The organism is Sulfitobacter faviae, assembly GCF_029870955.1.
GTDB lineage: Bacteria > Pseudomonadota > Alphaproteobacteria > Rhodobacterales > Rhodobacteraceae > Sulfitobacter > Sulfitobacter faviae.
The window spans coordinates 551,556-578,083 of the sequence record NZ_PGFQ01000001.1 but is presented as its reverse complement, the minus strand read 5'-3'; the positions used below and the strand labels follow the sequence as shown (position 1 = coordinate 578,083).

The window sequence follows — 26,528 nt, the reverse complement described above, 5'->3', positions numbered from 1 at the left end:
GGGTATCGTCATGGGTTTCAAAATGGGCATCGTCGGTCTGCCGAACGTCGGCAAATCGACCCTTTTCAACGCGCTGACCCGCACCGCAGCGGCACAGGCGGCGAATTTTCCGTTCTGCACCATCGAGCCCAATGTCGGCGAGGTGGCGGTGCCCGACGCGCGGCTCGACAAGCTGGCCGAGATCGCCAGTTCGAAAAGCATCATCCCCACGCGCATGACCTTCGTCGATATCGCCGGACTGGTGAAAGGCGCGTCCAAGGGTGAAGGTCTGGGCAACCAGTTCCTCGCCAACATCCGCGAAGTCGACGCCATCGCCCATGTGCTGCGCTGTTTTGATGACGGCGACGTGACCCATGTCGAAGGCCGCGTTGACCCCGTGGCCGATGCCGAAACCATCGACACCGAACTGATGCTCGCCGACATCGAAAGCATCGAAAAACGTTTGCAAAACATCGTCCGCAAAGTGCGTGGCGGTGACAAGGAAGCGGTCCAGCAAGAGCGTCTGATGCGCATGGCGTTGGAAGCGCTGGAAGACGGCAAGCCCGCCCGCGTTGTCGAGGTTGATGAAGATGACGCCAAGGCTTGGCGCATGCTGCAACTGCTGACCACCAAACCGGTGCTCTATGTCTGCAACGTGGGCGAATCCGAGGCCGCCGAGGGCAATGAACATTCCGCGAAGGTCGCCGAGATGGCCGCCGCACAGGGCAATTCCCATGTCGTGATCTCGGCCCAGATCGAAGAGGAGATCAGCCAGCTCGAAGCCGAAGAGGCTGAGATGTTCCTCGAAGAAATGGGTCTGAAGGAAGCCGGGCTCGACCGGTTGATCCGCGCGGGCTATGAGCTTTTGCACCTAGAGACCTATTTCACCGTCGGCCCCAAAGAAGCGCGCGCTTGGACCATCAAATCCGGCACCTCCGCGCCCAAGGCGGCGGGGGTCATCCACGGTGATTTCGAAAAGGGTTTCATCCGCGCCGAGACCATTGCCTATGATGATTTCGTTAGCCTCGGCGGCGAGGGCCCTGCGAAAGAAGCGGGCAAGATGCGGGCCGAGGGCAAGGGCTATATCGTCAAAGACGGCGACGTGCTGCACTTTCTGTTCAACACCTGATCAGCGGGGCAGGGGGCAAGGCCTCCGCCCACGTAAAAAGCCCGGCAGCGCGCGCTGCCGGGCTTTTTGTTCGTTAGGGCAACAGCTTACTTGCTGTCGTTGCCCGGGCCAAAGCCACCGTAGACATAGCCTTCACCGGGGCTGCGCAGGGCGTTGCGCGTGCTCATCACGGTGTCGCGGTTCTTGTCGGTGTCGGCGGTGTTCAGCATGATGTCGTTTGCCTTGGTCGAGGCATGCGGGTTCCGCATACGGTCATTGTTGCCATAGACGTCGCTTGCGTCAGCGTTCACCGAAGTGTCGAGGAAAATGTCGTTGTGACGGGTGGAGTTGTCGGCAACGGCAGCGGTCGAGATCAAAGCGGCGGCGGCGGTGGTCATGATGAGTTTCATAGCGTGTTCCTTCAGGTTTCTGTTAAATCGCGTCATTGCGATGTCATCGTTTGTGGTGAAGTAACGGGCGCTCCGCCGCGAAAGTTTCGCCGCGGTTGCGAGATTGGGAGTAGGGCGAGGCGTTTTGCTTGTTTGAACGAAGGTGGGGGTTTGTTTTTATTCACCTAAACAAACGGTTACTTAATCCCTCGCACCATTTCACAAGTTATTCACGCTGCCGTGTAAGTTGCTACAACCGCACCAAATGGCCGGGAAATGCCAGTCGTTGGGGCTGCTGGGATGGCTGCTTCTGCACAGCAGCACAGTTGATCCCGCAGCATTCCGTCTCAGCGCGCCGGATCAGCGGGCGGAAAAAGAAACCCACCGCAAGAAATGCAGAATTTCCCACGAATTTCGCCTTGCCCCTCGGGCGCGACCTCTTTAGACGGGTCGACGGAGACGTGGCCGAGTGGTCGAAGGCGCTCCCCTGCTAAGGGAGTAGGCCCGGAAGGGTCTCGAGGGTTCGAATCCCTTCGTCTCCGCCATAACCCCTTGATCGAAGGGGTTTCCCGGCATGAGGGCTGAAGGCGTTTTCCTGATACCGGGGAGCACGCCTGCGTCCATATAGACGCTGTTGTCTGATTATCGTATCGATTGAGGCGGTATCACGTCCTAGGAAACGTCGCATTGGTCGTGGGCCCTGATACCTTGTCGACCAAGGACGCCACCGCGCTTTTTGGAAATTAGATAGACGAAACCAAAGTCTAGTGTGCGAAACTTATAGCAATCGTCAATTGTGATATTTACCGAACGCTCTTGGCAGGACGGCTCCGCCGCATCTGTTGCAGCATCGAATACGAGTAAAGGATCAACGCCGCCCAGATCATCGGGAAGGCGATCAGCCGCGACGTGATCGGGCGTTTGCATGCGCGAGATCTGATTGGGTCGGGGCCGCGCTCGCCAAGGCGAGGCGCGCCGTTGACTTATGTGACTACAGAGCAGTTCCTAATCGCGTTTCACCTGGAATCGTTACGCGACCTGCCAGATAGGGAACAGCTGGAAGACGCAGGCTTCACTGCAGAGAGCGGAAGAGCTGACAGATGATGGTTATCTACAAACATATGCTGCGTGAGGGTTCTTCGTCAAAAACAATTTCAGGGAGGGCATTTTCGATTACTGCAAATCGTAACTTATGTCAGATTCCAAATCTCGGTGGGGGCTAAAACTCCATTCAACGAAGCTTTTTTGTTCTTGGTCCTGAGATTGCGCGAATAGCCGCAGCATAGCCTTCGATCCCTAACCCCGCTATGACGCCGGTCGCCACATCCGATACGAAGGAGTGATGTCGGAAGGCTTCCCGACGGTGAACGTTCGAAATATGGACCTCGTAAATCGGGATTTCACAACTCGCTAAGGCATCGCGAATAGCAATTGAGGTATGGGTATAGGCGGCTGGGTTGATGACGACGCCCATCCCCTCGGTTCTTGCTTCATGGATCATCTCTACGAGCTCACCCTCATGATTGCTTTGGCGAAACAGAATGGCCAGATCATACTCGGTGGCAACGCGTCGGCAGAGCGTTTCGACATCGTTCAGGGTATCCCGCCCATAAACCTCGGGCTGTCTGGTGCCCAGCAGGTTCAGGTTCGGGCCGTTGAGTATATGGATCGTTTGGGAACTCATCTGATGTCCTTTGAGCCAACGTGGGAGATCGCCTGGCAAATTGCGATTGATGCGGCCAAGCTGCGTGCGGTTGCTTGAGCCATTTGCGGAAGAACCATCCATTCCAACGCCCAAGCCGCGCCGGAACGTTCCTGCTCGTGAACCAGCCCTTGATGCATGGCCGACACCTGAGTGGCATTGAACCGGGCGAGCGTCACAAGCAATTCAGCCAGAACGGGATTTTGTTTGTGGGGCATCGCGGAAGAGCCCCCTGCGTTGTCCAACGTGATTTCGTCGACGCCTTGTTGCGCCATGAGGCAAATATCTTGTCCCATTTTGCCAAGCGTTCCACTGATCAGCGACAGCAGCCCAGCGTAGTCGACCACCGCGTCGCGCATTGCATGCCATGCCTTTGGCGGGTTCGCGAGACCGAGCCGTAAAGCCACTTCAGCCCCGAGAGATTCAGCATGGGGCAAAGCTGCCCGATCTCCGGCTGCGCCCCCAAGTTGAAGCCGCTCGACGCGGGGCCTGGTCTGCGTGAGCCGCTGACGATGGTCGTCTAAAGGCTGAGACCATGTTACGAACCGCTCTCGTGCCGCAATGGGCATCGCCGCCTGCATCCGGGTGCGCCCCATGATCCTCCGGCTCCCGAACCGCGCCGACAAAGCGTCTATTGCTTCCGTCAGTTCCAAAAGGCGCCGCTTCAGAAGGTTACTGTAGTCCTTCAAAGTCAGGACCAAAGCGGTATCAATCACATCCTGCGAAGTCGCGCCGCTATGTATGGCTTCACCATGAGAACCCGCGGACCCCCTGATCTGCCGGACGAGTTCGGGAACAACCACCCCGTCACGCGCTGTCGCAGAACGAAGTGCTTCCATATCGGGTTGGAAATCGTCGAAAGTACGCGCGACTTCTTTCGCGGTATCTTCAGAAATAGTGCCGACTTTGCACAGCCCCTGCGTATAGGCTCTCTCGAAGGCGATCATATGCGTCATCTGCCGCGTGGGGCCCCAAATCTCCGTGGCCTCTGCGTCGCCAAATAACCCGCTCAACCAGGGATGCTCGAAAGGGGAGGTCATGAAATCTTTTCCATCAGGTCTTCCAGCAAATCTGAGACAACCTTGGGGTTTTCAATGCAGGGTAGATGACCACAGCCGGGCACGAGGCGATAGGAGGCGTCCGGTATGATCTGCGCCAACGCCCTGACGAGTTCCGGCGGGGTCGCGCGGTCTTCACTTCCGGCGATGCAAACTGTCGGCACCGTGATCGCCCCAGCTCGCGTCGTGAGGTCACTGTCTCTGATTGCGGCGCAAACGCCGCTATAGCCAGGAGCAGATGTGCGGGCCAGCATATTGCGGTAGCCTGCCCATTCGGCCGATCGTGTCGCGTGAAAGTTTGGGCTGAACCAGCGTTCAAGAATGGCGTCCGAGAGCGCAGCGATACCGGACTTCCCAACGCTTTCAATGCGCGCATTCCAGCTTCCCGCGTCACCGATCTTGGCTCCGGTGCAACATAGCATGAGCGCGCTCACCTGCGCCGGATAAGCAGCGGCAAAACCTTGAGCGATTTGGCCGCCAACGGATACACCACAGATCAGGGCAGGAGGCAGGTCAAGGTGCAGAGCAAGGGCAGCAACATCGTCGATGAGCTGGTCCATCGTAATTGGCCCATCGTCGCTCAGCCCATGGCCGCGCTTATCAAGGCAAAGCACTGGCGTTTGTGACGGCAGCCGGTCAATGACTTTGTCCCAGATCCGGAAGTCCGTACCAAGTGAGTTCAGAAACACCACAGGCACGCCGGTTCCGGGCCGATAGCGATAGTGGTGTGCTATCCCGTTGAGGGTGGCGAACATCATGGGGTGGCGGCAGAGGCGGACTTTGGCGCAGCACTCTCTCTCGTCTTCAGCCCCAATATCTCCCGCGCCTCTTGCCAAGTCGCGACAGGTCGCTCGTATTTCTTGCAAAGTGCGACGGCCCGCTTGACCAATGCGGCGTTGGAGGGCGCGAGCCTATCGCGGTCCAGCCGGACATTGTCTTCCAGGCCGGTCCGGGTGTGGCCGCCTTTGGCGATAGACCATTCGTTGATGGTCAACTGTGCAGGGCCGATACCGGCGGCGCACCATTGGGCGTCCGGTGCCAGACGTTTGAGTGTTTCGATGTAGAAGTCAAAAATCGGCTCGTCCGCAGGCATCGCATTTTTCACACCCATGACAAACTGTACATAAAGGGGCCCCTTCAACCGACCATCTTGGGCCATGCGGGTGGCTTGTACGATATGACCAAGGTCAAAGGCTTCGATCTCGGGTTTGACATCATGGGCGATCATTTCCAAGGCCAGCCAGTCGACCAAGTCGGGACTGTTTTCATAGACGCGCGTTGGAAAATTGTTCGACCCTACTGACAGCGAAGCCATGTCCGGCGACAACGATAGCATACCGCCGCGCTCCTTACCCGCGCCAGAGCGTCCCCCGGTTGAAAGTTGGACGATCATGCCCGGGCATTGCTGTTCCAGACCTTCTTTCAGTCGCGCAAAACGGTCCGGGTCTGAGGTGGGGCGACCGTGATCGTCGCGCACGTGGCAATGGGCGATCGAGGCGCCCGCCTCAAAGGCCTCCTGAGCACTTTCGATCTGTTCGGAAATGGTGATCGGCACTGCCGGGTTGTTGTCCTTCGTCGGCAGGGACCCGGTGAGTGCCACGCAGATGATACACGGGTTGGTCATAGGGGCCTCATAGATCGAAGAATACGGTTTCGCCCTCGCCCTGTAGGCGAATGTCGAAGTGATAGGTATTGCCATCGGCGCGCGCGATCAGCGTCTCACGACGTAGGGGCTGCTCAATCAGGGTGAGGACTGGGTCAGCCGCGTTGGCCTCGTCCTCGTCACCGAAGTACATTCTCGTGTTGAGCCCGACATTGATGCCACGCGCTACCAGCCAGAGATTGAGGTGCGGAGCCATTGGCCGGGCATCGGGCCCCGTCACCTTGCCGGGCTTCACGGTCTCAAAGCTGAATACCCCGGTCTCGAAATCGGGCGTGACCCTCCCCCAACCGCGAAAGCCGTCTTCAACCTTGCCCTTTCCGGGATAGATGCCTGCAGCATTTGCCTGCCAGACCTCAATCAAAATGTCCTTAACCGGCGCGCCGGTGCCGTCGGTTACCGTCCCGGTGACGGTGATACGTGTGCCTGCAGCCTTCGGGCCAGCAATGTCCCGCCCCAGTTCGTGGTCGTAGATATCGAAGCCGGCGTCGCCGGGAACGAGCCCGATGTGAACATAGGGCCCAGCCGTCTGAGATGCGGTTTCCTTGAGGTAGTCGAGTGCTTGCACCATGATTAGTTCCCTTCTGGCCGGTTTTCGAAGAAGGTCGAGCGGCGTCCCCGAAGCACAATGTCGAATTTATAGGCAATGCTATCGAGCGGCAGGGAGGCGTTTAGATCCAATGCGGCGACAAGCTGATCAACGGCGCGTTGTTCCGGAATGGATTGCACAATCGGGCATTTGGCGATGAGAGGGTCGCCCTCAAAGTACATTTGGGTGATCAGGCGCTGCGCGAAAGCGGTCCCGAATACTGAGAAATGGATATGGGCCGGCCGCCAATTGTTGACCCAGTTCCGCCATGGGTAGGCGCCGGGTTTGACGGTGCGGAAGACATAGTTTCCATTGTCATCGGTCAGCGTGCGACCGCACCCGCCAAAGTTCGGGTCAATCGGTGCGAGATAACTATCTTTCTTGTGCCGATAGCGGCCGCCTGCGTTCGCCTGCCAGATCTCGACAAGGGTGTTCGGAACCGGACGCGCGTTTTCGTCCAGAACGCGGCCATGCACGATAATGCGCTCCCCAATAGGGTCTCCTGTTTTGGCGTAGTTCAGGATTAGATCATTGTCGATTTCTGCAATGTCGTTCTGCCCAAAGGTCGGTCCGGTTAGCTCGCTGTCCGAGTTTTGCAGCGACAAAAGCGCATGGCGCGGCGAGCGCGCGACACTGGTTTTGTAATCGGGCGTAAGGGCAGGCGGATGCCACAAGCGGTCACGTTGGATGAGGTCCCCATTACTCATGATTGTTCCTCCTCCATTTCCGCATAGGTCTGTTTGGCCAGCGCGATCGCGTGGTTCGCGGTGGGCACTCCGGCGTAGATAGCGACATGCTGGAACACCTCGATCACGTCCTGTCGCGTGGCGCCGGTATTGGCGGTCGCGCGGATATGCATCGGGATTTCGGCGAAGTTCTTGGTCGCGGCCAAGAGCGCAAGTGTGATCATGGACCGCTCTCGCCGCGTGATCGCATCAGAAGCCCAGACCGTCCCCCAGGCCGCTTCGGTGATCAGTGTCTGAAAGGCGCTGTCAAACTCCGTCCCGGCCGCCAGAGCACGGTCCACATGGGCATCTCCCAGCACCGCGCGGCGCACCTTCATTCCAGCGTCATGTTTGTCGGTCATATCTTTGGCATTCCTTTCGGGCGCATCAGGCGTTTCTGAGCGGCAATTCTAAAGGGGGCATTGGGGGCGCCGTAGCCCGCGTATCCGCCACGACGCTCGACGATTTCAAAGAACATGCCCCCTGCATAAGGACGCGAGTAGAACTGAAAGAACGCCCCTTTTGCATCCTCATCATAGAGTATGTTCCCTGCCTTCAGGGCGCTGAGCATGTCGGCATCCAGATCGAACCGCGCGACGAGGTCGGCGTAATAGTTGTCCGATATTGGCAGTGGCTCGAATCCTTTGGCCCGCATCGCGCTGCTGGTGGCAAAAATGTCTTCGCTCGCCAGTGCGATGTGCTGCACGGAGGCGCCAAAGCTATCGGCAAGGAAGTTGCCTGCCATGGTGCGATGAGTTTCTGCGCCATTAAGCGTGATGCGAAACGCGCCATCTCGAGTTTCCAAAGCTTGGCTGCGCACCAGCCCGTCGGGGTCTACCACATCGACCATCGGAGATTTTTCCATGTCGAACAGCGTGGTATAAAACAAAGACCAACTGAGCATTTCGTCATAGCTCATGGTCTGGGCAATGTGATCGATGCTTGTCAGGCCCGCATGTGTCTGCTCGGCGTCGGTCTGGTTGAACTCGACCGACCAGACATCATTCAGTCCGCTGGTTTGGTCGATGAAATGCAAGACACTGCCGCTTAGCCCGCGAATGGCCGGTATATCCAACTCACCGGGGCCAATCGGCTGATGAAAGGGCGCGGCACCAAGCGCCTTGGCACGGCTTACGGTCTCAGTCGCCGCATCGACAGAAATGCCGATGTCGCAGACGGTTGTGCCGTGGGTCGTATAGGCGCTGCTGGCATAGCCGGTGGTCTCCCGGTTCACCACGATCCGTATATCGCCTTGGGTCCAAAGGGACAGCTTTTTGGCGATATGGGTGCCGGAGAGAGTGAAGCCGAGCGTTTCGAGCAATCGCTCCAGGGTATCGGCTTCTGCGCCCCGGGCGGCGAACTCGACGAAGGACACCCCTTCGACCTTCGAGCGTTTTGGCAGAGCGGGAGTTGTCGGCGTCGTCGCTGGTTCTTCACGCCGCACGTCGTCCATCAAAGCGACTAACGATCGATAGCCGTCCTTTGCGATGGTCTTGGGGTGGCCGCCGCGGAACTGATCGTTGAAGATCTCCAGTGAAATTGGCCCCGTATACCCGGTGGCCATGACCGCCTTCATGAAGCCGGTTACATCCAGATCACCTTCCCCCGGCATATTGCGAAAGTGGCGCGACCAATAGAGCAGGTCCATGTCAATTGCAGGGGCATCGGCGAGTTGTACAAAGAAGATCTTGTCGCCGGGAATGCGGCGAATGGTTTCCGGATCAATCCTGCGCGCCAGCGTGTGAAAACTGTCGAGGATCAGGCCAACCGAGCCGTGATCGGCGCGGCGCACAATTTCCCATGCGTCCCGGTGGTCATTGACGTGCCGCCCCCACGCCAGCGCCTCATAGCCGACCCGCAGGCCGCGCTTGGCCGCCCTGTCGCCGAGCTCGTTGAAGTCCGCCGCAGACCGGTCGATGCCACCAAGAGCCTCCGGGTGGCAGCTCGAACAGATAAGAACAAGGTCTGTGCCAAGGTCTTGCATCAGGTCAAACTTGCGTTCTACCCGATCAAAAACCTTTGCCCGGTGCGGTTCTGGCAAACCTTCGAAATCTCGGAATGGCTGAAAGAGGGTGATCTCGAGACCCATGGCGCGGATCATGTCGCCCACTTCTTTGGGGTCCCCGTCATGGGCGATAAAATCCTGTTCGAAGATTTCGATACCATCAAAACCGGCAGCTGCAATGGCTTCGAGTTTCTCCGGGAAATTGCCGGATATGGACACTGTTGCGATGGAAGTTTTCATCTCAATACCCCAGGGTTTGCGGCAGCCAGGTCACTGTCTGCGGCACGAATGTAAGAACCAGCAGGACCAGTACCTCGACCAGAAAGAACGGCAGGATTGCCTTGACCATGCGCGCCATGCCGACGCCCGCGATTCCCTCTGCCACAAACAGGCAGAGGCCCAGAGGGGGGTAATCAGGCCGATCATCAGGTTGAAGATCACCAGAATGCCGAAGTGAACCGGATCAATGCCCAGACTTACGGCGATAGGGTGGAGGATCGGCACGAGCACCAGCATCGCCGCGATGCCTTCGAGGAAGAGACCGACAAAGAGAAACAGGAGGATGACGGCGATCAAGAACGTGGTCTTGCTGTCAACATTGCCCAACACCCAATCGGTCAACATGTTTGGTACACGGTTGTAGGCCAACAGCCAGTTGGCTGCTGAAACCGCCGCGATGATGATTAGGATCACGGCGCTATCGCGCATGGCTTCGGTAAAGATGATAGGAAGGCGTTTAAGCGCAATCTTGCGATAGACAAAAAGGCCTACAACCAACGCATAGGCGACCGCAAAGCTGGCGGCCTCTGTGGGTGTCACCACGCCAAGCAGGATCGATCCCACAACAAAAACGGGCATCAGCAGAGGCAAGATGCCCCCAAGCAGCGCCTCTTGGGCCGGTTGCGCGTCAGGCATGTCGTCTGCCGCCTGACGGATCTTGGTCATATCAACCGTCAGCATGACGTAAGCGGAGAGAAAGACGGCCAGTAGCAATCCGGGGATCACGCCGGCCATGAACAGGGCGGGGACCGAGACCCCTGTTACGATTAACGCATAGATGATGACCGGTATCGAAGGGGAATAATCGGTCCGATAACCGACGAGGCCGCTGTCAGCGCCGCCGCATAGGCACGGTCATAGCCATGTTTTTCCATTTCGGGGATAAATACCCGGCCGATGGCAGAGGTGTCGGCGACAGCGGAGCCAGACAGACCCGCGAAGATGACCGAGGCCCAGATGTTGACCATCGCAAGCCCGGCGCGCATCCGACCTACAAGAACGTTGGCAAAAGCGATGATCCGTCCGGTAATACCGCTCTCGTTCATCAATTCGCCAGCCAGCACAAAAAGCGGAATGGCCAGCAACGGGTAGGAGTTCAGCCCGTTGAACAGTTCGGTCGCGACGATGCGCAGCGCGTAGGGGGCTTCACCCACCGCCATGAAATAGCTCAAAGAGGCGAGGATCGCGAAGGCAATCGGCACACCGATGAGAAGCCCTGCGATAAGGATGATATAGACCATTTCAGTTCCCCCGAAGCGCGATCAGGCGCTCGACGAATTTCAGAACCGCCGCAAATGTGATCATTGCGCCGCCAAGGATCAGCGAAAACTGGTAGACGCCAAGGGTGCCGAGCGCGGCAAAGGCCTCGATCCCTGTGCTCTTTTCCAGCCAGCGTGCCAGACCGAACATGCCAGAGGACATCGTGTTGCCGCGACGTTCGAGAAAGGCGAGACCAGAAAGGACCAGCAGCACTCCGGTCACCATCATCACAAGATCACTGAGCGCGAACATCAGTGTCTTGCGCTGGTCGCTCAGAAAATCGATTAGGATCGTGAAGCGGATATGGCGGTCTTGCATATAGGCCATTGAGATGCCGAACATCACGCCATAGGCAGCTAGATAGACCGGCAGCTCCTCGCCCCATTGGAACGACTGGCCCACGGTGTAGCGCCGTAGGGAATTGATGAAGATGATAGCAAACACCAGCATCATCGAAAGCCCGGCTCCCCAGCCGAAGACTTGAGCAACTATTCTATTCAGTCTGTCCATGACCCAGGCTCCTCCGCGGTTGGTATGGTGTAGCCAGGCCGAAGACGGCCTGGCTGTAGGAGCAGCTTATTGTGTTGCTGCCACTGCCGATTGGAGCTCATCGATCCAAGTGGCGTTCTCGCCCAATTCGCCGCGCAGGAACTCAACCACTGCTGGCTGCGCTTTCTCGGCAAACATGGCCAGTTCTTCTGCGGTGGGCGAATAGACCTGCATGCCTTCTTCCTGAACCGAAAGCACGCCCTGCGCCGTTGTCCATTGCTGGATTGAGCGGCCCATATTGCCGGCCACGATGGCGGCGCGGGTCACGACGTCTTGCTGGGGGGCGGTCAGGGTCTGGAAGAATTCATCGCTGACGACGATAAAGTCTGCCGCGTAAACGTGACCATCAAGAGTCATGTATTTCTGCAACTGATGCAGACCGTTATTGTAGATGACGCCGACCGGGTTCTCTTGCCCGTCAACCACACCGGTGGACAACGCATTCGGCAGTTCCGTCCATGCGATCGGGGTCGGTTCGCCGCCCAAGCCGCTGACCATCTCAAGATAGAGTGGGATCGGTTGTACCCGAAATTTCAAGCCTTCCATATCGGCTGGGGTACGGATTTCGCGCACGTTGTTGGTAAAATTGCGAAAGCCGGTTTCACCATAGGCCAAGGTCCGCATGCCGGTCTGCTCAAGACAGTGCTCAGACAGTGCTTCACCGAATTCCCCGTCAAGCACCTCCCAAGCGACGGTTGCAGAAGAGAACGTGTAGGGGATGTCGAGAACCGAGGCCGCGGGGCAGGCTTTGGACATGGCCCCCGATACGATGGCCATTTGCAGAAGGCCTTCCTGAACCTGACCGACCAGTTCGTCTTCGTTACCCAAAGCACCCGCCGGGAAGATTTCAACTTCCAGATCAGTCTCGCCTTCGACGATGTTGCGGAAAATCTGGGCCGCTGCGCCTTTCTTGGAGCCGGTCCACTCATCGGGATCAACATGGGCAATGCGCAGGGTCTGAGCCTGTGCGCCGGCGGCGGCAAGGCCAAGGGCGAGCGCCGTGGCCGTGGTAAGGGTGGTAAAATTGAAACGCATGCTATCCTCCATTTTGCGTTCGGTCGCCGCCTGCGCGGCAAGTCTCATGAGATGAAAGAGTCGAATGTAGCTTTCATCCGCATCGGGTCGGGCTTGCGCCCGGTAAAGAGTTCATAGGCCCGCACGGCCTGATAGACGGCCATTCCGGAGCCCAGCAAAACCCGGCATCCCGCCGCGCGCGCGGCGGCAAGCAGCTCGGTTTCAAGCGGGAAATAGACAATATCGGCGACCCATAAATCGGGATGCAGCAATTCGACCGGGTAGGCCGAGCCCGGCAGCTTCGCCATCCCCATGGGGGTCGCGTTTACGACACCTGTAGGAGCTATCTCCGATAGTTGGTCGAGACCGATGGCATCGACCTGCGCGGCACCAGCATTTTGGGAAAGCTGCGTTACCAAAGCTGCGGCGCGCGCCGCGTTCGTGTCAGTGATCGTCAAGCGAGCGGCGCCAAGGGACAGGAGCGCATGAGCGACAGCAACCCCTGCGCCGCCCGCGCCAATTTGCAGAACATGGCCCATCTTCGCGTCCGGCAAGTTCCGACGGAAGCCTTCTTCGAACCCCCATTTGTCAGTGTTGTGACCTATGCGACGCCCGTTGCGAAAGACCACGGTGTTGACTGCCCCAATAGCGCGGGCGTTCGGAGATAACTCGTCCAAGAAGGCCATGACGTCGATTTTATAAGGAAAGGTCACGTTCAACCCGGCAAAGCCGCAAAGCTCAGCGGCGCCGACGATTTTTTCCAGCGGTGCCTCCCCTCGCGGAAAAGCATCGGCATCAAGAATTTGGTAGAGAATGCGATGCCCTTGGGCAGCTCCCTCGGCCATGTGCATCCTTGGAGTGCGGGACTGTTGAATGCCTCGGCCCACCAGTCCGATCAACAAATCGGCAGATCCGTCGTCTTGCGAGTGCTTGGTCTGCTTTTTGATCTGCGACGACATTCGTTACCTCCGATACATCCAGCGAATCCTCCCGGCACGCTGGAATGTCCGTAATGAACCATGTGGTTAATTGTGTGTCAACAGATATGTACCAAGCAGTTAATTGTGCTATGCTGGTCGGACCGTTAGGGAGTTACGCATGACCACATCCGCCAAAACATCAACGAGTCGTCAGCGCACTTCATGGAAGCAAGACCCCGAAGCCGTTAAAGCGGATATCCTTCGCGTGGCACGAGCGGAGTTCGCCGCCCACGGCTTGTCAGGCGCGCGGGTGCAGGACATCGCGGAGAAGACAAAAACGTCCAAGCGGATGATTTTTTACTACTTCAAAGACAAAGAGAGCCTCTATCGCGAAGTACTCGAACAGGCCTACAACGATGTGCGAGAAGGCGAGAGGGCCCTTGAACTTGAGAACCTCGACCCTGTTGAAGCTCTCTCAAAGCTGGTCAAATTTACCTTTTCACACCACCGCGACAACGAAGATTTCATCCGCTTGGTGATGATTGAGAACATTCATCGAGGCATACATCTGACCGCCTCGGAAACCATTCGATCAGGCAACACGCCGGCGGTTGATCAGTTAAAAGAAATCCTCGAGCGTGGACGCGAGATGAAGCTGTTTCGCTCGGATATCGATCCCCTTCGACTACATTGGAAAATAAGCGCCCTGTGCTTTTTTAACGTGTCCAACGAACCTACCTTCACCCGGGTTTTTGGGGATGAGATCGTCTCCCAAGAGGGGCAAAGAAAGCTCAAGGAAGAGATCGTCAGTACGATCTTAAATTCGGTTTTGACGGCGCCAAATCCGCGCTATTGAAAGAGTTTTCCGCACCCTTTTATCCCGCGCTAGGGAGTTTTGGCCTGCAAATGCTGAACGAATGACGAGTTGCATAAGGTACGGCCAGGCACTCCTCTCCCCTCACTTTCAAGCGCGGAGCCGTGGCTGGAGCTATCTGGTTAGGCATTTTCGCATCTGATTGGGAGCGATTAACATGTCACCTGCCGAAGAGCTCAGAGGGCCTCCAGTGCGATGGCGATCCCTTGGCCGACACCGATACACATCGTAGAAAGGGACCTTCCACCGGGTTCCAACTCCAGCATGGCCGTGCCGGTGATCCTTGCGCCGGACATGCCAAGCGGATGTCCAAGACTGATTGCGCCGCCGTTGGGGTTCACCCGTGGATCGTCGTCTGGGATGCCCAAATCACGTAAGGTGGCAAGGCCCTGTGACGCGAAAGCCTCGTTCAGTTCGATGACACTGAAATCATCTTGCTTAAGCCCGAGCCGCGCCATCAGCTTTTTGGACGCAGGCGCAGGACCAAAGCCCATGATGCGCGGTGCGACCCCGGCCGTCGCGCCGCCGAGGACTTTGGCAATAGGGGTCAGCCCATGTTTCTCTGCGGCTTCTTTCGTGGCGAGGATCAATGCCGCCGCACCATCATTGACGCCGGAGGCATTGCCCGCCGTCACCGTACCATCCGCTTTGACAAAGGATTTAAGCTTTTGCAGCGCTTCCAAGGTGGTCGAAGGGCGGGGATGTTCATCTTCTGACACAAGGATAGGATCACCCCGGCGCTGTGGGATAGAGACAGGCACGATCTCTTGCGCCAGACGCCCGCTTGCCATCGCGGCACCTGCTTTTTGCTGGGACCGCAGGGCGAAGGCATCTTGATCTGCACGGTTAACGTCAAAATCCTCCGCCACGTTCTCCGCGGTTTCAGGCATTGAATCGACGCCGTATTGCGCCTTCATCAATTTGTTGACGAAACGCCAGCCGATGGTGGTGTCAAAGACTTCGTTGTTCCGTGAAAAGGCGGTCTCGGCCTTGGGCATTACGAAGGGTGCGCGCGACATGCTCTCAACCCCGCCCGCAACGATCAATTCGGCCTCTCCAGCCTTGATCGCCCGCGCCGCGGTGATCACCGCGTCCATACCAGATCCGCAGAGCCGGTTCATCGTGGTGCCGGGGACGGTCTCAGGGTAGCCCGCCAGCAACAGTGACATGCGCGCGACGTTGCGGTTGTCCTCGCCTGCCTGATTGGCGCAGCCAAAGATAACTTCGTCAATTGCCGCAGGGTCCAAAGAGGGGTTGCGTTCGATCAGCGCCTTGAGGGGCACAGCGCCCAGATCATCGGCCCGGACAGAGGACAGCGCCCCGCCATATCGGCCAATGGGGGTGCGGATGTAATCACAGATATAGACGTCGATCATGCCAGTTCCTCCGGTACGATAAGATCGGCAACATCGCCTTCAATGTGCAACGTGGCCCCGGTGACGGCCTGTAGAGCGTCCATGCTGAGCCCCGGCACTTTCTCCCGCAGGATGAACCTGCCGCCCTTGATGTCGATCACCGCGAGCGAGGTATAGACTTGGGTGACACATCCCAAGCCAGTGAGCGGGAAGGTGCAGCGTTCGACCAGTTTCGGGCCGCCATCCTTGGTGACATGATCGGTGACCACGGCCACCCGTTTGGCACCATGCACAAGATCCATCGCGCCGCCCACGGCAGGCACGCCCTTGGTGCCGACGCGCCAATTCGCCAGATCGCCATTCTGAGCTACCTGATAGGCCCCCAGCACGGCGAGATCGAGATGCCCGCCGCGGACCATCGCGAAACTGTCGGCGTGGTGGAAAAACGCGGCACCGGGCTTGAGCGTGATCGGCTTCTTGCCAGCGTTGATCAGATCCCAATCCTCTTCACCCTCTTTCGGGGCCTGACCGAAACCCAAAACCCCGTTTTCGGTGTGATAGGTCACGTCGCGGCCCTCGGGCTGGAATTTGGCGATCATTTCGGGGAAGCCGATGCCGAGGTTGACGTAAGACCCGTCTTCAATGTCCTGCGCCGCGCGCCATGCGATCTGTGCGTTCGAGAGCTTGTCTTGCATGATGTTAAACTCCGCCATCAGTAAATCGCTCCCGTGCGCACAAGCACTTCTTCTTGTTGAGGTTCTGTCACTTCCACGATTGCGTCGACGAAGATCCCCGGGGTGATGACCTCTTGTGGGTCTATGCTGCCGGGCGCGCCCAGCACGCTAACCTGCGCGATGGTTTTTGCCGCCGCCATGGCCATCAGCGGGTTAAAGTTGCGGCCCGCCATGCGGTAGGTCAGGTTGCCGGTATGGTCACCGTCCTGACCCTTGATTAGCGCGTAATCTGCCTTCAGCCATCTTTCGCGGACATACATCTTGCCGTCGAATTCTTCGATCGGTTTGCCTTCGGCAAGTTCCGTGCCGAAAGAGGTCGGCGTGTAGAAGGCGGGGATGCCGGCACCGGCGGCGCGGATGCGCTCGGCCAATGTGCCCTGCGGGACCAGGTCCAACTCGATCTCGCCCGCGAGGTACTTTTCATTGAAGGCTTCGGCGTTGGAACTGCGCGGGAACGAGCAGATCATCTTGCGAACCATGCCCGCTTTGATCATCGCCGCGATCCCGCAATAGCCGTTGCCCGCGTTGTTGTTGATGACGGTGATCGCTGCGGGGCTGCCGGTGGCGCGGAAGCGGTCGATAAGAGCGTGGATCAGTTCGATCGGCGCGCCAGAGCCGCCAAACCCCCCAATCATCACCGTCGCCCCATCCAGGATGTCGGCCACGGCGTCAGCCACAGTAGGAAATGTTTTGTCCATTGCTGGTCTCCTCATGTTGCAGAGGGTCTAGCGTTCACAGAAATGCGGAACCAGTAATTTGTGCGTATATTGACATTTGTTCGTTGAGTGTAATCTTCTGTACGCATGACGAACAAATCCAGCAGTACAATCTCTTCTCTCGCCAAGGGACTTAGGGTGATCGAATGTTTCGACGCGCAGCGCCCCAAGCTGTCTATTAGCGAGGTCGCCGCGCTGACTGGGCTTGACCGTGCCACCTCACGCCGCTGCCTGTTGACGCTCCATGCCGAAGGCTACGCTGCCTATGACGGGAAGTTCTTTACTCTGACACATCGCTGCCTGCGCCTTGGCACAGGGGCCATTGGTGGTTTGCAACTGCCGCAGGTTGTGCAGCCGTGGCTGGATCAGCTGACCGAACAGATCGGCCAAAGTTGCTCGGTCGCCATCCTTGACGAGACCGAAATTGTTTATCTCGCTCGGGCATCGCAGCGGCGTGTCATGTCTATTGGTTTGATGCCTGGGTCGCGCCTTCCAGCGCATAGCACGTCTATGGGACGCGTGTTGTTGGGCGCGATACCGGAGGCGGAAGCACGCCGGATTATTGAGGCGTCGAACCTCTCTCCGCGCACCCGGTTCAGCTTGACGGATCCGGATGAGATCATGATGCAAGTGCAGTCAGCGGGGGAGCGTGGCTATGCGATGGTCGATCAGGAGGTCGAGATAAGCCTGCGATCGCTCGCGGTGCCGGTGCTCAACAGCAAGGGTACCGTGGTTGCGGCTCTTAACACCGGGATGGCGGCAACGCAGCCGGACCCGGCGGAGTTAATCGAAAGTTATCTTCCCGCGTTGCTGAAGGTGCAGGCCGGAATCGCACGTGTTCTCGGGTGATCCTGGAGGGAGCAGCGTTCTGGTCGGTTGGGCTTAAAACGAAGTTTCGCGCAGATCGGCCACGATAAAGTCGATCAGCGTCCGTACCTTGCGCGGAAGGGCACGGCCTTCGAGATAGACCGCCGCCACATCCCTTTTTCCCCCGTCCAACCCGGAAGAGGGGGCACCAGCGCACCGCGCTCAAGGGCGTCACTCACCGCGAAGCTGGGGATATAGGCGACCCCAAGCCCTTGGCATGCGAGCTCTGCCGCCGCATGAGCTGAGTTCACCTGAAACCGTCCTTTGACATGCACGACCCGTTTCTCGGCTGCCCGTTTGAAATGCCAACGGCGCGGCAAGCGTCGGTTCGTATCGACGATGCAGCTGACCTCAGCCAAGTCTTCCGGCTTTAAGATATCGGGGCTCTGGGCCAGAAAGGCAGGGCTGGCGACAAGCATGCTCTCAAAGCTGGTCAGACGGCGGACCTTCATAGACGATAGATCAAAATGGCCGATGCGCAGGGCAAGGTCGATCCCGTCTGCTGCGAGGTCGGCATAGGCATCGCTCAGCCGCAGGTCGATGGTTACGTCTGGATACTTCGCGCCGAAACGTGCCAGCATACCGGCCACGTAAATCTCTCCAAAAGTGACTGGCGCGGTGATGCGCAGCGGGCCGGAAAGGTTTTCGGACCCTTGCGAAACCTCTTCCAGTAGGTCGTCAATCCCGTCCAGCAGCGGGGACACGTGCCAGCAAGGTTTCCCCCGCCGGGGAAAGACCCACCTGCCGCGTTGTCCTTTGCAGCAATCGAACTCCGAGCCGCTGTTCAAGCTCGGCCACATATTTTGACGTCAGGCGGTTGGACGTGCCTAACTCCTCAGCAGCCGCCGTGAACGACCCATTTCGGGCAGTGGCCACGAAGGCGCGCAATTGATCAAACAGATCCATCTCATTCAGAACATTTTATGGACAGTTATTCCATATCATCGCCATTTCGGACGAGCTAGGCAAGCTGTATGTAGGGCCACATAAACAGCAGGCCGCTTGCATGTGGTCTCCCTCCCTAAGGAAACATACGAATGACAACGCAGTCCAATACCGACATCGCCGCACTGGCGCTTCGTCTCTCCAGTGGTGTTCTTTTTCTCGCTCACGGATGGATGAAAGTGAGCCTTTTTACTATTCCCGGCACCGTTGCCTTCTTTGAAAGCCTTGGGCTTCCCGGCTTCTTTGCCTACCTGACCATCCTCGCTGAACTTGGCGGTGGACTTTTGTTGATCGCTGGTATTGCCGTGCGCCTTATTTCTTTGCCGTTGATTGCCATCTTTGATCGGTCTGGGCATGCCGGGTTCGGCTGGACCTTCTTAACGAAGGTGGTGGCTGGGAATTCCCGCTGTTCTGGGCGGTTGTTCAAGTCGTGATTGCGCTGGGGGCCGGGGCTATGCCTGCGCCTGCCGGTGATTGACCGTGCCTTGGGCAATTCTGCTGAACCCTCCCGGATCACCGATGATGGGTGATCGGCCAACCGAGGAGACGTCATTATGCGGACCCATAGCTTGCATAGCCTGCGCGATCGCTTCGCACCTACTCAAAGAATGCCGGTTGTCTTTCTCGGCCATGGCAGCCCCATGCACGCCATCACGGAGGGCCTTTCAGCCAGGCTTGGGCCACTTTGGGGCAGGGCTTCCACGGCAACGCGATCCTCGTGGTATCGGCCCATTGGATGACCCGTGGAACGACACTAGTTGATGTCTCCGCCTTCCCGCGACAATCCACGACTTCAATGGCTTTCCCGAAGCGCTCTATGCCGAGCGATACCCGGCACAGGGCCATCCGGAACTCGCGCGCGAAGTTGTCTCTCTCCTCGCAAGCCACCGGGCCGAGGAAGACGACACTTGGGGGCTGACCATGGCGCCTGGCGGTTCTGAAATACCTCTACCCGAAGCGGATGTTCCTGTCTTTCAGGTCTCTATCGATATGGGGCAGGGTTGGCGCATCAACTCGAGATCGGTCAAGCGCTTTCCGACCTGCGAAACCGTGGCATGCTCATTCTCGGTTCTGGCAACATCGTCCATAACCTGCGGCGGCTGAGCTTTGAGGGAAGGCCCGAGGCATTTGCGCTGGAGTTCGATGATCTGGTCACCGGTCGTTTGATCGAGCGTGACTTCGATACGCTGGCAGATCGCGATAAGCTGGGCACTCTTCTTACCGAAGCCACCCCAGTGTGGACCATTACTTACCCGCGCTAACAATCGCGGGCGCATCGGATAATCGCGATGAATTGTTGTTCATGACCGACAGTATCGATCTTGGTCGATCTCAATGCGGTCCTTTATCTTTCATGCGAAGTAAGCCACGGCCTTTAGAGCGTTTGTTGAGCACCCGCCCGTAAGATTGACGCGGGTGCTTTCGGTTTCTGACGGTGCCTTCGGCTATTCGCAAAGTGGCAGCTACCTGGGCTCGGCGCTCTGCCTGACATCGCAGGGTATCACCTAAGACCCCACCCATCATCGACAGAAACCGAATTCGACGGGCATTCTCTACTGCAGATGAAAACTTGCGGATGCGGTGAACCACATGACGAAGATCGACCAGATCGAGACAATGATCCTCGACATCCCCACCATCCGAGGACATGTGTCTCGATGGCGACGATGCGGACGCAGACCGCTGTCTTGGTTCGGGTCAAATTCTCCGACGGTTCGGAAGGGATCGGCGAGGGCACGACCATCGGCGGGTTGAGCTATGGGGCCGAGAGCCCGAGGGTATCCAATCTGCGATCGATACCTATATCACTCCACTCTTGCTGGGGCGTAAGGCTGACGATGTGAACGGGGCGATCCAGTTGATCGACAAGCTGGTGAAGGACAACCGATCGCCAAAGCCGCGGTCGAAATCGCGCTGTGGACGGGCTGGGCAAACGGTCGCTTGGACCTTGGCTTCTGGCAATTCCGATACGGATATCGCCGAAGCGCAGGAAATGATCGAAACCCGGCGCCACAACATCTTTAAGCTGAAAATTGGCAAACGGTCCGTGCAGGAGGATGTCGCGCATGTAGCGCGGATCAAACAGGCCGTAGGTGACGCGGCAAGCGTACGGGTGGACGTCAACACGGCTTGGTCGTTGCAAGAGGCGCGTTGGGGCTGAAGGGATTGCAGGATGCGGGCTGCGAATTGGTCGAGCAACCTGTTGCCGCACGCTATCGCCACGCGATGGCCGAACTGACCAAAAGCTATGAGATCGCCGTCATGGCTGATGAGGCCCTAAACGGCCCAGAGGACGCTTTGATGGCCGTCCGCAAGAGCTGTGCTGATGTTTTCGCCGTGAAAGTTGCTCAATCAGGCGGGCTAAAGCGTGCCTCGGAGGTCGTCGCCATCGGCCAGGCCGCAGGGCTTGGGCTTTATGGCGGCACCATGCTCGAAACTGGATTGGGAACCGCAGCCGCGCTGCAACTCTTTTCGACGATCGAGACCCTACACTGGGGTACCGAGTTTTTCGGGCCTTTGCTGCTGACGGACGAGATCCTCGCAGAACCGCTCATCTACCGAGACTTCTGTGTCGAAATCCCGTCCGGCCCGGGCATCGGCGTCACACTCGACCCTGACAAGATCGCTGCTTTCAGACGCTGTGAGCGGCGCAGCATGAAAGCCGTCGCCAGCTGATTGCTGGCCGGGGGGGAACAAAAAACCAGCCGATACGCTCTGGGACGAGCAGCGGCATTTAGGAGGAGGACGAAATGTTCACGCAATCCAATCTCGATGAGTTCCAATCGCGTCTTGATGGCGCGATCCAAGATGATCCGGAGAACGGTGTGTTCCGCTGTCGTCGGAATATCTTCACCGATGAAGATATGTTCGAACTGGAGATCAAACATATCTTCGAAGGTAACTGGATCTACATGGCGCATGAAAGCCAGATCCCGAATCCGGGCGACTATTTCACCCTTACGATGGGGCGCACGCCGGTTGTCATCACCCGGACAAGGAGGGCGAGCTGCACGCGTTGGTCAACGCCTGTTCGCACCGCGGAGCGCAGCTTTGCCGCTTTAAGCGTCGCAACCAAAAGACATTCACTTGCCCCTTCCATGGTTGGACCTTTTCAAACACTGGCAAGCTTTTGAAGGTCAAAGACCCAAGGGTGCGGGCTACCCAGAGCAGTTCAACACAGACGGCAGCCACGACCTTACCAAAGTGGCAAAGTTCGAAAACTATCGCGGGTTCCTGTTCGGCTCGCTGAGCGAAGACGTCCAACCACTGGAGGATTACCTCGGCGATGCGCGCAAGATGATCGACATGATCGTGGATCAGGCCGACGAAGGGCTCGAAGTGCTGCGCGGCTCGTCGACCTACACCTACGACGGCAACTGGAAACTACAGGCCGAGAATGGGGCACCGCTCGTATTCTTTTTCTTCCGCTCAGGGCAGTGATGAGGCGACCTTCCTAATCCGCAATTTGCCCGGAGGGGTGATGAGCAGCTATCTTGGCGCGCAGGCCAAGGTGGGCGATCAGGTTACGCTCACCGGTCCGATGGGGGCATTCTATTTGCGCCCGATCGAACGCAGCCAGCTTTGGCTGGCGGGCGGTACCGGCCTCGCGCCTTTCCTTTCGATGCTGGAGCAACTGGCCGAGCAGGGTGCCGATCAGCCGATCAAGCTTTACTACGCGGTGACCCGTGCTGCCGATTTGGTCGAATTGGACCGGGTCAACGCGCTGGCTGAGAAGATCGGCAATGTCACGGTTGTGACCGTCCTCGCGGCGGAGGATGAGGCGCATGATCGGAAAGGTTTCGTGACTGATCACCTCTCGGCGGAAGACCTCTGCGGCGGAGATTGCGACGTCTACCTGTGCGGCCCGCCTCCGATGGTGGATGCCGTTCGGGCGCATTTCGACACGTTAGGCGTGACGCCGGCGAACTTTCATTATGAAAAGTTCAACCCGACGGAAACTTCGGCAGAAGCCGCATGAGCACGCGTTTCGCAGGCAAGGTTATGGTTGTCACCGGTGCGGCGCAGGGCATCGGTCGATCCGTGGCAGAGCGCGCCGCGGCAGAGGGCGCACGGGTCTTGATCGTGGACCGATCCCCCGCCCGCAAAGAGGTGGTCAAGGCGATCCGCAGCGCCGGAGGAGAGGCCGAAGCGATCAGTGTTAACCTCGAAACATGGAGCGGCTGCGAAAAGGCCATGCAAAAGGCCGTCGATCTGTGGGGGCAAATCGACATCCTGATCAACAACGTGGGCGGGACCATCTGGGCCAAACCCTATGAGCATTACGAGCCGAAACAGATCGAAGCAGAGGTGCGTCGCTCGCTTTCCCGACCCTGTTTTGCTGCCGCGCAGCGATTGACCACATGCTGCACCGCGAGAGCGGCGTGATCGTCAACGTATCATCCATTGCGACACGCGGGCTCAACCGTGTGCCTTACGGCGCCGCCAAAGGGGGGGTGAACGCGATTACCGCGAACCTCGCGTGGGAGATGGCTGAGCGGAGCATTCGCGTGGTGGCAACAGCGCCTGGTGGCACCGAAGCGCCAGCGCGCATCGTGCCGCGCAACCCGAATGCCGAGGAGGAACAACGGGAGGACTGGTATCAGACCATCGTCGACCAGACGATCCAGTCCTCCTTTATGAAACGATACGGAACACTCGACGAACAGGCAGGTCCGATCTTGTTCCTGGCGTCGGATGACGCGTCCTACATCACCGGCGTTACGATGCCGGTGGGCGGAGGCGATCTTGGTTAGGCCCTGAGGGGGTCTGAGTTCAACTGGAGGAGAACATAATGAAACGTACTATTCTGGCAGCCCTTGGGCTCGCTACCGGTCTGGCTGTGCCTGCCGCGGCGGAGGATTTAAAAGTCGGTATGCTGCTGCCGTTTTCGGGGGTCTACGCCTCGCTTGGCAATGAGATTGAGACAGGCTTCAACCTTGGAATCGAAAAGTTTGGCTCGGAAACCGATGCTACCTTTGAGATCGTGAGCGAGGATACCGAGGTGAAACCCCCGGTCGCTTTGGGCAAAGCAAAGAAGCTGATCCTTCAGGACAAGGTCGATGTGATGATGGGCATCGTAAGCTCCGGCGTGCTGGGCGCGGTGCGTGACATGGTGCATGGGGCAGGCGTTCCGCTGATCGTCGCCAACGCAGGCAATGACGAGGCCACCGGGGTCAATTGTTCGCCCTATATCACGCGCATGTCTTTCTCCAACGGGCAGGTGAATCGTCCGATGGGGAAATGGATGTTTGAGCAAGGCATCCGCAAGGTCTATACTCTAGCACCCGACTATGCTGCCGGTCGGCAGATGATAGGCGGGTTTACCGAGACATTCACCGCAGCGGGCGGAGAGATCGTCGGGCAGGAATATACGCCGTTCCAGAAAACGCAGGATTTTGGTCCCTATCTGGCCCAAGCGAAATCCAGCGGCGCTGACGCGGTGTTCGTCTTCTACGCGGGCGGGGAGGCGATCTCTTTTGTGAAACAATACGACAGCTTTGGCCTGAAAGCGGACCTTCCGCTTTACGGTTCCGGCTTTCTGACGTCTCCGCTTTATGTGAATGCCGAAGGTCCTGCCGCCGAAGGGGTGATCACCGCACTCCACTATGCGCCGACAATCGACAGCCCCGAGAATGCTGCTTTCGTATCGGCCTTCAAAGAAAAGACTGGCCGCGCGCCCTCAGAGTTTGCCGTGCATGGCTATGACGCAGCCCGCGCGCTGATCGAGGCGACAAAGGCCGGCGCGACGGATCGTGAAACCTTGCCACCGCCTTGCGCAAGGTCAAGTTTGACGGCCCGCGGGGACGCTTTCGATCGATCCCGCGACCAACAATATCGTTCAGCCGATCTATGTCTATGAAACGGTCGCAGGCGATGGCGGGCAGACGCAAAAGGTGTTGGCAAAGCTTCCCGCAGAAGCGGACCCAGCCAACGGCTGTGAGATGGCTCCCGTTTCAAACTAATGCCAGTAGCCCGGCCGCACCGGTGCGGCCGGCTCTTTCCAACAAAGAGGGCATCTCATGTCACACGACCTTGGCTTTTGGATACTTCAGGCGCTGAATGCGTTGCAGCTTTCCATGCTATTGTTTCTTCTTTCCATCGGCCTGACTGTCATCTTTGGGCTGATGCATTTCGTGAATCTCGCGCACGGATCGCTCTACGCGGTTGGTGCCTATTTCGCAGCATCCCTCGCGGCGGTAGGTGGCTACTGGCTGGGTTTTTTCCTCGCGCCGGTTGCGGTCGCCGGGGTCGGCATGCTGCTGTATTCAGGATTGATCAAACGAATGCGCAAATCCGGTCCGATGGCGCAAGTTCTGGTCACCTTTGGATTGATCTTCGCACTGCTCGACCTCACGCGCATCTTCTGGGGCGATCTGGCTCTTGGCATTGCGGTGCCCGACATTTTCCAAGGGCGCACGGCGCTTCTTGGGGTGGAATACCCGACGTATCGGCTCTTCATCATCGTCCTTGGTTTTGCAGTCTTGGCCGCCTTGGGTTTTGTCCTGCGGCGCACACAAATTGGTGCGATGATCCGAGCGGGGGTCGATAACGACGTGATGGCCGCCTGCTTGGGGATAAACGTTGAGCGGCTGTTTTTCATTGTTTTCTGCGTCGGCTGTGCGCTCGCAGGCTTGGCAGGGGCGGTGGCCGCACCGTTGCTGAGTGTCACACCTGATATGGGGCTGCAAATTCTGATCCCGACGTTGATCGTGATCGTGATCGGTGGGCTTGGCTCGCTTAAAGGCGCTATCGCCGGGTCACTGATCTATGGCTGCGTCCAGACTTTTGGCGCTGTGCTCGCCCCGCAGCTGGCCTCCGTTCTCATTTACGCGCTCTTGGCTGCGGTCCTCGTGATCAAGCCGGTGGGCCTCTTCCCAGCGAAAGGATAAGCTGATGTTCAGCCACAATACGCTTCGCTACATAGTCTTGCTCATGCTCTTGGGCGGCGCGCTGTTTCAGGCCTTTGCCGCAGAGTATTTCGGCCTTGAGGTCCTGACCGAGATTTTGATCCTTGCCATGCTTGTTCTGGCGCTCGATATCGTCGCGGGCTTTGGCGGTATGGTTTCGCTTTGCCATGGCGCTCTGATGGGGGTGGGGGCCTACGCCTTCACGCTTCTTTCCACCCAATTTGGGGCGACACCGTTGATGGCCATGGGCGTGGCGATTGTCATTACGGGCGCGGCTGCTTGGGTGATTGGTGCGGTTTGTTCGCGCAGCCATGGGATTTACTTCATCATGGCCACGCTTGCTTTCGGTCAGATGGCCTATTCCTATATCTTCGAAGCGCCCCTCTTTGGGGGGACGACGGGCTGGGCGGCATCTCGCGTCTCGACCTCAGCATAATCGGCGTTGACCTTAACGACAGCCGCAGCTTTGCCTTGTTCTGTCTGGCGATGCTAGCAGGGGTTTACTTGATGTCGGTCCTGATCTTGCGGTCGGGTCTTGGCCGTTCGCTGACGGGCGTCATGCATAACGAACAACGCATGCGGGCGCTTGGGCTGACGGTCTGGCGGGTTAAGGCGGACGTCTTCGGTCTGTCGGGCATGATTGCCGGCCTCGCAGGGGCGCTGACGGCTCAGCATATCATGTATATCTCGCCCGGCCTGCTTGGCTGGAAACAATATCGTCAGCCGATCTATGTCTATGAAACGGTCGCAGGCGATGGCGGGCAGACGCAAAAGGTGTTGGCAAAGCTTCCCGCAGAAGCGGACCCAGCCAACGGCTGTGAGATGGCTCCCGTTTCAAACTAATGCCAGTAGCCCGGCCGCACCGGTGCGCCGGCTCTTTCCAACAAAGAGG

The 26,528-nt window shown here is 58.2% G+C and carries 30 protein-coding genes, 1 tRNA gene and 5 pseudogenes; 18 read left to right on the top strand and 18 right to left on the bottom strand.

The window, feature by feature from the left end:
• Positions 1 to 10 precede the first annotated feature (10 nt).
• A complete protein-coding gene (gene ychF, locus CUR85_RS03085; protein WP_067261694.1) occupies positions 11 to 1,108 on the top strand; it encodes a redox-regulated ATPase YchF in 1,098 nt (365 codons plus the stop codon).
• A gap of 86 nt (positions 1,109 to 1,194) precedes the next feature.
• On the opposite strand, the gene CUR85_RS03080 is transcribed toward ychF, so the two are convergent.
• Complete coding sequence (locus tag CUR85_RS03080) at positions 1,195 to 1,497, bottom strand: hypothetical protein (protein ID WP_067261696.1); 303 nt, start codon at positions 1,495 to 1,497, stop codon at positions 1,195 to 1,197.
• Positions 1,498 to 1,931: 434 nt separating this feature from the next.
• Here CUR85_RS03080 and CUR85_RS03075 point away from each other — a divergent pair.
• Positions 1,932 to 2,021 (top strand) — tRNA-Ser (locus tag CUR85_RS03075).
• A 337-nt stretch (positions 2,022 to 2,358) separates the two neighbouring features.
• Positions 2,359 to 2,580, top strand: a pseudogene (locus CUR85_RS03070) (SMC-Scp complex subunit ScpB); the annotation flags it as partial.
• Positions 2,581 to 2,707: 127 nt separating this feature from the next.
• Here the strand turns inward: CUR85_RS03070 and aroQ are convergent.
• The 12 genes and pseudogenes from aroQ to CUR85_RS03010 all read right to left on the bottom strand — a co-directional run bounded on the left by aroQ (position 2,708) and on the right by CUR85_RS03010 (position 13,276).
• Positions 2,708 to 3,160, bottom strand: a complete 453-nt coding sequence (aroQ, locus tag CUR85_RS03065; protein WP_276153407.1) for a type II 3-dehydroquinate dehydratase — start codon at positions 3,158 to 3,160, stop codon at positions 2,708 to 2,710.
• Positions 3,157 to 4,218, bottom strand: coding sequence for a 3-carboxy-cis,cis-muconate cycloisomerase (locus CUR85_RS03060; protein WP_276153406.1), 1,062 nt, complete (start codon positions 4,216 to 4,218; stop codon positions 3,157 to 3,159). The genes aroQ and CUR85_RS03060 overlap by 4 nt, the downstream gene beginning before the upstream one ends.
• The gene (gene pcaD, locus CUR85_RS03055) at positions 4,215 to 4,994 is read right to left on the bottom strand and encodes a 3-oxoadipate enol-lactonase (RefSeq protein ID WP_276153405.1); all 780 of its coding nucleotides are present in this window, start codon (positions 4,992 to 4,994) and stop codon (positions 4,215 to 4,217) included. Before pcaD ends, CUR85_RS03060 begins: the two co-directional genes overlap by 4 nt.
• A complete protein-coding gene (locus tag CUR85_RS03050; RefSeq protein WP_276153404.1) occupies positions 4,991 to 5,860 on the bottom strand; it encodes a 3-oxoadipate:acetyl-CoA acetyltransferase in 870 nt (289 codons plus the stop codon). Before CUR85_RS03050 ends, pcaD begins: the two co-directional genes overlap by 4 nt.
• A 7-nt stretch (positions 5,861 to 5,867) precedes the next feature.
• Positions 5,868 to 6,467: a protocatechuate 3,4-dioxygenase subunit alpha gene (pcaG, locus tag CUR85_RS03045; protein ID WP_259986567.1), complete on the bottom strand. Its 600-nt coding sequence runs from the start codon at positions 6,465 to 6,467 to the stop codon at positions 5,868 to 5,870.
• Positions 6,468 to 6,469: 2 nt separating this feature from the next.
• Entirely contained in the window at positions 6,470 to 7,192 is a 723-nt protein-coding gene (pcaH, locus tag CUR85_RS03040; protein WP_259986568.1) for a protocatechuate 3,4-dioxygenase subunit beta, read from the bottom strand.
• Complete coding sequence (gene pcaC, locus CUR85_RS03035; RefSeq protein ID WP_259986570.1) at positions 7,189 to 7,572, bottom strand: 4-carboxymuconolactone decarboxylase; 384 nt, start codon at positions 7,570 to 7,572, stop codon at positions 7,189 to 7,191. Before pcaC ends, pcaH begins: the two co-directional genes overlap by 4 nt.
• A complete protein-coding gene (locus CUR85_RS03030; protein ID WP_276153403.1) occupies positions 7,569 to 9,455 on the bottom strand; it encodes a bifunctional sugar phosphate isomerase/epimerase/4-hydroxyphenylpyruvate dioxygenase family protein in 1,887 nt (628 codons plus the stop codon). The genes pcaC and CUR85_RS03030 overlap by 4 nt, the downstream gene beginning before the upstream one ends.
• 1 nt (position 9,456) lies before the next feature.
• Positions 9,457 to 10,735 (bottom strand): annotated as a pseudogene (locus tag CUR85_RS03025) (TRAP transporter large permease).
• Between the two features lies 1 nt (position 10,736).
• Complete coding sequence (locus CUR85_RS03020; protein WP_276153401.1) at positions 10,737 to 11,264, bottom strand: TRAP transporter small permease; 528 nt, start codon at positions 11,262 to 11,264, stop codon at positions 10,737 to 10,739.
• Positions 11,265 to 11,330: 66 nt separating this feature from the next.
• A complete protein-coding gene (locus CUR85_RS03015) occupies positions 11,331 to 12,338 on the bottom strand; it encodes a DctP family TRAP transporter solute-binding subunit (RefSeq protein WP_276153400.1) in 1,008 nt (335 codons plus the stop codon).
• A gap of 44 nt (positions 12,339 to 12,382) precedes the next feature.
• Positions 12,383 to 13,276 (bottom strand): shikimate dehydrogenase, encoded by an 894-nt coding sequence (locus CUR85_RS03010; RefSeq protein ID WP_276153399.1) that lies wholly within the window; start codon positions 13,274 to 13,276, stop codon positions 12,383 to 12,385.
• Positions 13,277 to 13,415: 139 nt separating this feature from the next.
• Here CUR85_RS03010 and CUR85_RS03005 point away from each other — a divergent pair, with 139 nt between their 5' ends.
• Positions 13,416 to 14,093, top strand: a complete 678-nt coding sequence (locus CUR85_RS03005; protein WP_276153398.1) for a TetR/AcrR family transcriptional regulator — start codon at positions 13,416 to 13,418, stop codon at positions 14,091 to 14,093.
• 194 nt (positions 14,094 to 14,287) lie between these two features.
• On the opposite strand, the gene pcaF is transcribed toward CUR85_RS03005, so the two are convergent.
• From pcaF to CUR85_RS02990, 3 genes are read right to left on the bottom strand one after another with little or no spacing between them, the layout of a single operon-like run.
• Positions 14,288 to 15,487: a 3-oxoadipyl-CoA thiolase gene (gene pcaF / locus CUR85_RS03000; RefSeq protein WP_276153397.1), complete on the bottom strand. Its 1,200-nt coding sequence runs from the start codon at positions 15,485 to 15,487 to the stop codon at positions 14,288 to 14,290.
• The gene (locus CUR85_RS02995; RefSeq protein ID WP_276154261.1) at positions 15,484 to 16,161 is read right to left on the bottom strand and encodes a 3-oxoacid CoA-transferase subunit B; all 678 of its coding nucleotides are present in this window, start codon (positions 16,159 to 16,161) and stop codon (positions 15,484 to 15,486) included. Before CUR85_RS02995 ends, pcaF begins: the two co-directional genes overlap by 4 nt.
• Before the next feature lie 17 nt (positions 16,162 to 16,178).
• Positions 16,179 to 16,898, bottom strand: a complete 720-nt coding sequence (locus CUR85_RS02990) for a 3-oxoacid CoA-transferase subunit A (RefSeq protein WP_276153395.1) — start codon at positions 16,896 to 16,898, stop codon at positions 16,179 to 16,181.
• Between the two features lie 105 nt (positions 16,899 to 17,003).
• Between CUR85_RS02990 and CUR85_RS02985 the strand changes: the two genes are divergently transcribed.
• Positions 17,004 to 17,765 carry an IclR family transcriptional regulator domain-containing protein gene (locus CUR85_RS02985; protein ID WP_276153394.1) on the top strand — a complete coding sequence of 254 codons (762 nt, stop codon included), beginning with the start codon at positions 17,004 to 17,006 and terminating at the stop codon, positions 17,763 to 17,765.
• A 74-nt stretch (positions 17,766 to 17,839) separates the two neighbouring features.
• Here the strand turns inward: CUR85_RS02985 and CUR85_RS02980 are convergent, their stop codons facing one another.
• Entirely contained in the window at positions 17,840 to 18,487 is a 648-nt protein-coding gene (locus CUR85_RS02980) for a substrate binding domain-containing protein (protein ID WP_343245401.1), read from the bottom strand.
• Entirely contained in the window at positions 18,462 to 18,689 is a 228-nt protein-coding gene (locus CUR85_RS20040) for a LysR family transcriptional regulator (RefSeq protein WP_343245400.1), read from the bottom strand. Before CUR85_RS20040 ends, CUR85_RS02980 begins: the two co-directional genes overlap by 26 nt.
• Before the next feature lie 131 nt (positions 18,690 to 18,820).
• Here CUR85_RS20040 and CUR85_RS02975 point away from each other — a divergent pair, with 131 nt between their 5' ends.
• The 13 genes and pseudogenes from CUR85_RS02975 to CUR85_RS02910 all read left to right on the top strand — a co-directional run bounded on the left by CUR85_RS02975 (position 18,821) and on the right by CUR85_RS02910 (position 26,479).
• A complete protein-coding gene (locus tag CUR85_RS02975) occupies positions 18,821 to 19,162 on the top strand; it encodes a DoxX family protein (protein ID WP_343245399.1) in 342 nt (113 codons plus the stop codon).
• 117 nt (positions 19,163 to 19,279) lie between these two features.
• Positions 19,280 to 20,093, top strand: a pseudogene (ygiD, locus tag CUR85_RS02970) (4,5-DOPA-extradiol-dioxygenase).
• 197 nt (positions 20,094 to 20,290) lie between these two features.
• Entirely contained in the window at positions 20,291 to 20,572 is a 282-nt protein-coding gene (locus CUR85_RS20035; RefSeq protein WP_343245398.1) for a hypothetical protein, read from the top strand.
• Positions 20,545 to 20,889 (top strand): enolase C-terminal domain-like protein, encoded by a 345-nt coding sequence (locus CUR85_RS02960; RefSeq protein ID WP_280321536.1) that lies wholly within the window; start codon positions 20,545 to 20,547, stop codon positions 20,887 to 20,889. Before CUR85_RS20035 ends, CUR85_RS02960 begins: the two co-directional genes overlap by 28 nt.
• Positions 20,880 to 21,404: an enolase C-terminal domain-like protein gene (locus tag CUR85_RS02955; protein ID WP_280321534.1), complete on the top strand. Its 525-nt coding sequence runs from the start codon at positions 20,880 to 20,882 to the stop codon at positions 21,402 to 21,404. Before CUR85_RS02960 ends, CUR85_RS02955 begins: the two co-directional genes overlap by 10 nt.
• A gap of 340 nt (positions 21,405 to 21,744) precedes the next feature.
• A pseudogene (locus CUR85_RS02950) lies at positions 21,745 to 21,816 on the top strand (hypothetical protein); the annotation flags it as partial.
• A 14-nt stretch (positions 21,817 to 21,830) separates the two neighbouring features.
• Complete coding sequence (locus CUR85_RS02945; RefSeq protein WP_280322897.1) at positions 21,831 to 22,169, top strand: hypothetical protein; 339 nt, start codon at positions 21,831 to 21,833, stop codon at positions 22,167 to 22,169.
• A complete protein-coding gene (locus CUR85_RS02940) occupies positions 22,126 to 22,707 on the top strand; it encodes an FAD-binding oxidoreductase (RefSeq protein WP_280321532.1) in 582 nt (193 codons plus the stop codon). Before CUR85_RS02945 ends, CUR85_RS02940 begins: the two co-directional genes overlap by 44 nt.
• A pseudogene (benD, locus tag CUR85_RS20030) lies at positions 22,704 to 23,482 on the top strand (benzoate diol dehydrogenase BenD). The gene CUR85_RS02940 and the pseudogene benD overlap by 4 nt, the downstream one beginning before the upstream one ends.
• A gap of 38 nt (positions 23,483 to 23,520) precedes the next feature.
• Positions 23,521 to 24,588 (top strand): ABC transporter substrate-binding protein, encoded by a 1,068-nt coding sequence (locus CUR85_RS02925; protein ID WP_280321525.1) that lies wholly within the window; start codon positions 23,521 to 23,523, stop codon positions 24,586 to 24,588.
• Positions 24,589 to 24,793: 205 nt separating this feature from the next.
• Positions 24,794 to 25,618, top strand: coding sequence for a branched-chain amino acid ABC transporter permease (locus tag CUR85_RS02920; RefSeq protein ID WP_280321522.1), 825 nt, complete (start codon positions 24,794 to 24,796; stop codon positions 25,616 to 25,618).
• A 4-nt stretch (positions 25,619 to 25,622) separates the two neighbouring features.
• A complete protein-coding gene (locus tag CUR85_RS02915) occupies positions 25,623 to 26,072 on the top strand; it encodes an ABC transporter permease subunit (protein WP_280321520.1) in 450 nt (149 codons plus the stop codon).
• Positions 26,073 to 26,143: 71 nt separating this feature from the next.
• Positions 26,144 to 26,479: an ABC transporter permease subunit gene (locus CUR85_RS02910; RefSeq protein ID WP_280321517.1), complete on the top strand. Its 336-nt coding sequence runs from the start codon at positions 26,144 to 26,146 to the stop codon at positions 26,477 to 26,479.
• Positions 26,480 to 26,528 lie beyond the last annotated feature (49 nt).

Coding starts and splice junctions, on each gene's coding strand:
- CUR85_RS02990 (WP_276153395.1), bottom strand. CDS start 16,898: ATGGACAAAACATTTCCTACTGTGGCTGACGCCGTGGCCGACATCCTG.
- CUR85_RS02995 (WP_276154261.1), bottom strand. CDS start 16,161: ATGCAAGACAAGCTCTCGAACGCACAGATCGCATGGCGCGCGGCGCAG.
- ychF (WP_067261694.1), top strand. CDS start 11: ATGGGTTTCAAAATGGGCATCGTCGGTCTGCCGAACGTCGGCAAATCG.
- CUR85_RS03020 (WP_276153401.1), bottom strand. CDS start 11,264: ATGGACAGACTGAATAGAATAGTTGCTCAAGTCTTCGGCTGGGGAGCC.
- CUR85_RS20035 (WP_343245398.1), top strand. CDS start 20,291: ATGAAAACTTGCGGATGCGGTGAACCACATGACGAAGATCGACCAGAT.
- CUR85_RS03015 (WP_276153400.1), bottom strand. CDS start 12,338: ATGCGTTTCAATTTTACCACCCTTACCACGGCCACGGCGCTCGCCCTT.
- CUR85_RS03080 (WP_067261696.1), bottom strand. CDS start 1,497: ATGAAACTCATCATGACCACCGCCGCCGCCGCTTTGATCTCGACCGCT.
- pcaF (WP_276153397.1), bottom strand. CDS start 15,487: ATGATCGACGTCTATATCTGTGATTACATCCGCACCCCCATTGGCCGA.
- pcaC (WP_259986570.1), bottom strand. CDS start 7,572: ATGACCGACAAACATGACGCTGGAATGAAGGTGCGCCGCGCGGTGCTG.
- CUR85_RS03060 (WP_276153406.1), bottom strand. CDS start 4,218: ATGACCTCCCCTTTCGAGCATCCCTGGTTGAGCGGGTTATTTGGCGAC.
- pcaG (WP_259986567.1), bottom strand. CDS start 6,467: ATGGTGCAAGCACTCGACTACCTCAAGGAAACCGCATCTCAGACGGCT.
- CUR85_RS03005 (WP_276153398.1), top strand. CDS start 13,416: ATGACCACATCCGCCAAAACATCAACGAGTCGTCAGCGCACTTCATGG.
- aroQ (WP_276153407.1), bottom strand. CDS start 3,160: ATGAGTTCCCAAACGATCCATATACTCAACGGCCCGAACCTGAACCTG.
- CUR85_RS02975 (WP_343245399.1), top strand. CDS start 18,821: ATGACAACGCAGTCCAATACCGACATCGCCGCACTGGCGCTTCGTCTC.
- CUR85_RS03030 (WP_276153403.1), bottom strand. CDS start 9,455: ATGAAAACTTCCATCGCAACAGTGTCCATATCCGGCAATTTCCCGGAG.
- CUR85_RS02915 (WP_280321520.1), top strand. CDS start 25,623: ATGTTCAGCCACAATACGCTTCGCTACATAGTCTTGCTCATGCTCTTG.
- CUR85_RS02925 (WP_280321525.1), top strand. CDS start 23,521: ATGAAACGTACTATTCTGGCAGCCCTTGGGCTCGCTACCGGTCTGGCT.
- pcaH (WP_259986568.1), bottom strand. CDS start 7,192: ATGAGTAATGGGGACCTCATCCAACGTGACCGCTTGTGGCATCCGCCT.
- CUR85_RS03050 (WP_276153404.1), bottom strand. CDS start 5,860: ATGACCAACCCGTGTATCATCTGCGTGGCACTCACCGGGTCCCTGCCG.
- CUR85_RS20040 (WP_343245400.1), bottom strand. CDS start 18,689: ATGGATCTGTTTGATCAATTGCGCGCCTTCGTGGCCACTGCCCGAAAT.
- CUR85_RS02940 (WP_280321532.1), top strand. CDS start 22,126: ATGGGGCACCGCTCGTATTCTTTTTCTTCCGCTCAGGGCAGTGATGAG.
- CUR85_RS02985 (WP_276153394.1), top strand. CDS start 17,004: ATGACGAACAAATCCAGCAGTACAATCTCTTCTCTCGCCAAGGGACTT.
- CUR85_RS03010 (WP_276153399.1), bottom strand. CDS start 13,276: ATGTCGTCGCAGATCAAAAAGCAGACCAAGCACTCGCAAGACGACGGA.
- pcaD (WP_276153405.1), bottom strand. CDS start 4,994: ATGATGTTCGCCACCCTCAACGGGATAGCACACCACTATCGCTATCGG.
- CUR85_RS02910 (WP_280321517.1), top strand. CDS start 26,144: ATGTCGGTCCTGATCTTGCGGTCGGGTCTTGGCCGTTCGCTGACGGGC.